This window comes from Sphingomonas sp. 66-10, from assembly GCF_001897045.1.
Lineage (GTDB): Bacteria > Pseudomonadota > Alphaproteobacteria > Sphingomonadales > Sphingomonadaceae > Sphingomonas > Sphingomonas lycopersici.
In genome coordinates, this window is the sequence record NZ_MKRR01000103.1 from 1 (window position 1) to 4,987 (window position 4,987).

The 4,987-nt window shown below is 69.3% G+C and carries 6 protein-coding genes; 1 reads left to right on the forward strand and 5 read right to left on the reverse strand.

Features of this window, described 5'->3' with window-relative positions; genetic code table 11:
- The 5 genes from BGN95_RS09595 to BGN95_RS09615 all read right to left on the reverse strand — a co-directional run.
- The coding region (locus BGN95_RS09595; RefSeq protein WP_286772494.1) for an acyl-CoA dehydrogenase family protein at nucleotides 1-321 on the reverse strand (321 nt) is incomplete at its 3' end.
- 4 nt (nucleotides 322-325) lie between these two features.
- Nucleotides 326-784, reverse strand: a complete 459-nt coding sequence (locus tag BGN95_RS09600; RefSeq protein WP_046408743.1) for a Zn-ribbon domain-containing OB-fold protein — start codon at nucleotides 782-784, stop codon at nucleotides 326-328.
- Nucleotides 781-1,953, reverse strand: coding sequence for a thiolase C-terminal domain-containing protein (locus BGN95_RS09605; RefSeq protein ID WP_046408744.1), 1,173 nt, complete (start codon nucleotides 1,951-1,953; stop codon nucleotides 781-783). Before BGN95_RS09605 ends, BGN95_RS09600 begins: the two co-directional genes overlap by 4 nt.
- A gap of 29 nt (nucleotides 1,954-1,982) precedes the next feature.
- Entirely contained in the window at nucleotides 1,983-3,119 is a 1,137-nt protein-coding gene (locus tag BGN95_RS09610; RefSeq protein WP_046408745.1) for an NAD(P)H-dependent flavin oxidoreductase, read from the reverse strand.
- A 46-nt stretch (nucleotides 3,120-3,165) separates the two neighbouring features.
- On the reverse strand, nucleotides 3,166-3,930 hold the full coding sequence (locus tag BGN95_RS09615; RefSeq protein ID WP_046408746.1) for a FadR/GntR family transcriptional regulator: 765 nt from the start codon (nucleotides 3,928-3,930) through the stop codon (nucleotides 3,166-3,168).
- 126 nt (nucleotides 3,931-4,056) lie between these two features.
- Here BGN95_RS09615 and BGN95_RS09620 point away from each other — a divergent pair, with 126 nt between their 5' ends.
- Nucleotides 4,057-4,866: an enoyl-CoA hydratase-related protein gene (locus BGN95_RS09620; RefSeq protein ID WP_046408802.1), complete on the forward strand. Its 810-nt coding sequence runs from the start codon at nucleotides 4,057-4,059 to the stop codon at nucleotides 4,864-4,866.
- Nucleotides 4,867-4,987 lie beyond the last annotated feature (121 nt).

A 4,987-nucleotide genomic window follows, 5' to 3' on the forward strand; every position in this document is an offset into this window, starting at 1 on the left:
CGTGCCGAGCTCGAGCAGCGTCGGAACGAGCATCGAGATGCCCTGGTTCGACAGCCCGCCCGGCACGCCCGCCGCGGCGAACTCCTCGGCGATGATGCGCGAGGTGAGGATGTCGGGTTCGGCGCCGAAGCCGCCATATTCGCGCGGAATGGTGCGCGCGGTGTAGCCGTGTTCGAGCAGCAGCTGCTGCCACGCGACCGCGTCCGCCCCGGCGCGCTGCGCCGCGCCGGGCGCGGCCGGGGCACGGTGGCGGTTCTCGGCGATGAACGCGCGCAGCTCATCGCGGAACGCCTCGTATTCCGGGCCGTAACTCAGGTCCATCGGTTCACGCTCCTGCAGCTGGTGTGAAGACGGGCAGCCGAAACCCGTCGCCGATCGTTTCGAAGGCCAGCGCCACCGGCATGTCGAGCGCGAGCGTGGCAGGGTCGGCGCCGGTCAGCCGGGTCGCCATGCGGACGCCCTCGTCCAGCTCGACCACCGCCGCTACATACGGCACGTCGGCCGCGAAGGCGGGGTGAAGCGCCTGGTGCGTCACCGTCCAGGAAAACAGCCGCCCGCGCCCGCTGCTCGGCTCCCAGGCGAACGACGGCGAGCCGCAGCGCGCGCACATGTAGCGGGGCAGGTGGCGCCACGTCCGGCACTCGCCGCACCGTTGGAAATGGAGCGTGCCGCCCTGGCAGCGCTGCCAGAACTCCTGCTCTACCGGATCCTGCGGGTGCGGCAACGGCTTGGGCGGCGAGACGGCGGGTGCCCGCAGCTTGGGCGCAATGTCGTCGTCGTTCATGCGAACCTCCGCAGGATGGCGATGCTGCCGTCGCCCAGGTCGCCCCAGCCGGTGACGAGCCCCGTCTGTGCTCCCGGCACCTGGCGCTCGCCGCAGTCGTGCCGCAGCTGGCGCACGGCCTCGACGACGTGGTTGAGCCCCCACACGTGCGCCTCGCTCAGCAGCCCGCCATGGGTGTTGAGCGGAAAGCGCCCGCCGAGCTCGATCTGCCCGTCACGCACGAAGTCGAGCGCGCCGCCCGGCTCGCAATAGCCCATCGCCTCCAGCTGGAGCAGCACGACGTAGGTGAAGCAGTCGTAGACCTGGAGGAAATCCATCTCCTCGCGGCGCACACCGGCCATTTCGAAGGCCTTGGGCGCGGCGTAGCTCAGCCCGATCTTGAACGGATCCGGGCGCGAGGGGATATCGTCCGCGGGATAGGGATGCCCCTCGGCGGCGCCTGCGATTGTGACGGGCACATGCGGCATGTCGCGCGCGCGGTCGGTGCGCGAGACGACGACCGCGCACGCGCCGTCGGTCTCGAGGCAGCAGTCGTAGAGCCGGAACGGCTCCGACACCATCCGGGCGTCGTGGTAGGTTTCCCAGTCGAGCGGCCGGCCGTAGGTGAACGCCTTCGGATTGAGTTGCGCATGCCGTCGGCACGCCATCGCCACCGCCCCCATGGCTTCCGGACCGACGCCGTGGAGCTGCGAATGCCGGGTCGCCAGCCAGGCATACATCTGCACCGGCAGGAACACGCCATAGGGCATGTAATACCCGCGGATCGTGTTGGTCAGCGTGTTCATGTTCATCGGCCGCGTGGGCGGAGCGCCCGGCTTGGGCCGCAGCGCGGAGAAGCCGTTCCAGCCGAGCGTGACGAGCACGTGGTCGCACAGCCCCGCCGCGATCGCGATCGCCGCATGCTGGAGCGCGGTCGTCGGACTCGCGCCGCCCATGTGGACGGTCGCGGCGTAGCGCAGCACGTCGTTGCCGAGGTTCGCCGCCAGTTCCTCCGACGTGGTGTAGATGGGCGGCGGCACCATGCCGTCGATGTCGGACGGGCGCAGCCCCGCGTCCGCGATCGCGCGCCGCGACGCCTCCAGCATCATGTCCACCGCGGTGCGCTCGGTGCCCTTGACGTAATCGGTTTCCCCGACGCCGGTGATCGCCGCCTTGTCCGAGAAGGTCATATCTGTCCCTCCTGTACCAGCCGCGACCCTCAGCGGAGGCCCGCCGCGCGGCCGAGCGCGCGCTCGGCATCGGCGACGAGGTCGCGCATCACCTCGGCGGCGGGGCGCACGGCGTGGATCAGCCCCATGCCCTGCCCGGCGAAGCCCGGGATGATGTCCTTGCGCTTCGCACGGATGCCCGACGCCATCACCGGACCGGCGATCATCGACTGGTATGGCATCGGCAGCGGCTCCTTGCCCGCCGCCACCCAGGCGTCGGCCCACTTGCTGCGGATCATGCGGGCAGGCTTGCCCGTGATCGAGCGGCTTACCACGGTATCGGCATCGCCGCTGTCGACGATCGCTTCCTTCTGGAAGTCCTCGATCCCTGCCTCCTCCGTCGCAAGGAACGCGGTGCCGACCCAGGCGCCCTCGGCGCCCAGCATGAAGGCCGCGGCCACACCGCGCCCGTCGGAGATGCCGCCAGCGCCGAGCACCGGCACCCGGTCCCCCACGGCATCGACGACCTGCGGGATGAGCGAGATGGTGCCGATCGGCGAATTATGCCCGCCGCCGTCGTGCCCCTGCGCCACGATCACGTCGATGCCCGACTCCACCACCTGCAGCGCGTGCTTCACCTTGCCGACGACCGCCATGACGACCGTGCCGTTGGCGTGGAGTCGATCCATCCACGGCCCCGGATTGCCGAGCCCCGCCGCGTAGACGGGCACCTTCTCCTCGACGACGACCTCCATCTGGGCCTCGAAGAACTCCTTGGAGAACAGCGCCGCGCCGCCGTTTGCCGCACCCTCCGTGACGGCGCGGCCGGAATCACGCGCGACGATCTCCAGCCCCTCGCGCTCCATGAAGTCGCGCGTGAACGCCTGATAGTCGGCGAGCACCGCGCGCGGGTCCGCCGGCGCGGCCCCGGTTTGCGGCGCCGAGCCGCGCCGCACCGAGGCGGGCAGGAGCGTGTCGACGCCGAACGGCTTGTCGGTCAGCGCGCGCGTTTCGCGGATCCACGCGCGGAGCTGCTCGGGTGAGCACGCTGCCGCGCCGAGCACGCCCAGCCCGCCCGCGTTGGACACCGCCGCCGCCAGTCGCGGGACGCTTGCCCCGCCCATGCCGGCCAGGACGATCGGATAGTCGATGCCGAGCATCCCGCAGATTCGGCTGTTCAGGGCCATTGTCCGTCTCTCCCACATCGTTCTCGTTGCTGATCTACTCCGGCGGCTACGCCTCGAACGCCTGGGTCCAGCGCACCTTCTGATCCATCAGGTCGGGGCTGCGCCGCCCGAGATACTCCGCCGATCCCTCGACGAGCCGTTCCATCTCGCGCCGCGCCGTGACCGCGTCGCGCAGCCGCACCGCATGGACGACGCGCGCGAGGCGACGAACCTGGTTCTCGCGCTCGTGCTCGGAATAGCCGAGCTGGCGCGAAAGGTCGCGGGTCAGCAGATGCAGCGCGGACGTGAGCAACCCGAACAGCGGATTGCCGCTCGCCCATGCCAGAAGGTCGTGGAAGCGCCGGTTGGTTTCCTCGAACAGCATCGATTCCACCTGCTGCTCGAGATCGGCGAAGCAGCTTGCCAGCGCCATCAGATCCGCCGCCGTTGCGCGCCGGGCAGCGTGAGAGGCCGCCCGCGGGGCCAGCGCCTCGCGCAGCTCGATCAGCGCGCGCAGGTCGGTGCCGACGAAGTGCAGTACGAGCGCAAGCGAACTCGTGAAATCGCCAATCTGCGGCCGCGCGACCACCGGCCCGCCGCCTCGACCGGGCTGCAGGTGGAGCACGCCCTGCAGTTCCAGAAAACGCAGCGCCTCACGCAATGTGGCGCGGGCGACTTCGTACCGCGCGAGCATGTCGTGCTCCGGAGGCAGCCGGTCGCCGACCTGGCGTGCGTCGGCCTCGATGTCGTGCACGATCGCCTGCGCCACGCGAAGCGCGCGCTTGCCCCTTGCGAACGAGAGCGCCTCGCCCTGCTCATCCACGTCCGGCATCAATGAATCCTTATCATGGTTTTATGTTGCTCCACTGCTTTATCTTTGTCCAGCGGCAAATTGCTGCCGTCGCCGGCTTGCAAGGCTATTAAAAGGGTATAATGTTAAAGCGCGGGAGGGGAATTGATGACCGACAACGCAGCCTGGATGGAAACCGATGGATATATCGCCATCATCCATCTCAACCGACCCGCGGCGCGCAACGCGCTTGATCCGCAGATGCTGGTGGAACTGGCCGACTGCTGGAGCAGGGTGCGCGACGCCGCCGAGATCCGCGTCGCGGTCGTGACCGGCACCGGCGACGCCTTCTGCTCGGGTGCCGACCTCGGCCGCCTTATCCCGCTCGTCAGCGGCGGGCGACCGCCGGAGGACGAGTGGGATCGCCGCGTGCTCGCTGACCGCGATATTCTCGGCACCGCGCTGCTGCGCACATTTGACGTCGTCAAGCCGGTGATCGCCGCCATCAACGGGCATGCGATCGCAGGCGGCATGGAACTGGTCCAGGGTACAGATCTCAGGATCGCATCGAGCGCCGCGCGCTTCGGCGTGCAGGAGGTCAAATGGGCGATCTTCCCGGGCGGGGGATCGACGGTGCGACTGCCGCGCCAGCTTCCCTTTGCGCGCGCGATGGAATTGCTGCTCACCGGCGATCTGATCGATGCCGGAACCGCGCTCGACTATGGCTTCCTCAACCGCGTCGTTGCGCCGGAGGAGGTGCTGCCTGCGGCGCTCGACTTCGCGCGACGGATCGCCGCCAACGGCCCGATCGCGGTGCAGGCGATCCGCGCGTCGGCGCGCGCCTGTATCGGGCGGCCGGAGAGCGAAGGCATGAACCTCGAGTCGGGCTTCGCCGCGCCGGTGTTCCGAACTGAAGACGCGCGCGAAGGTCCGCGCGCCTTCATGGAAAAGCGTACACCCGTTTTCAAGGGACGTTGAGATGGTTGACGAGGCATCCTCGGGTATCGCGAACGGGCTGGCGGGCGCCGCATTGCAAGGCGCGCTCTCGATCGCGCCGTTCCACGCCTGGCTCGGGCTTCGCGTCGAGGACGTGACAGAC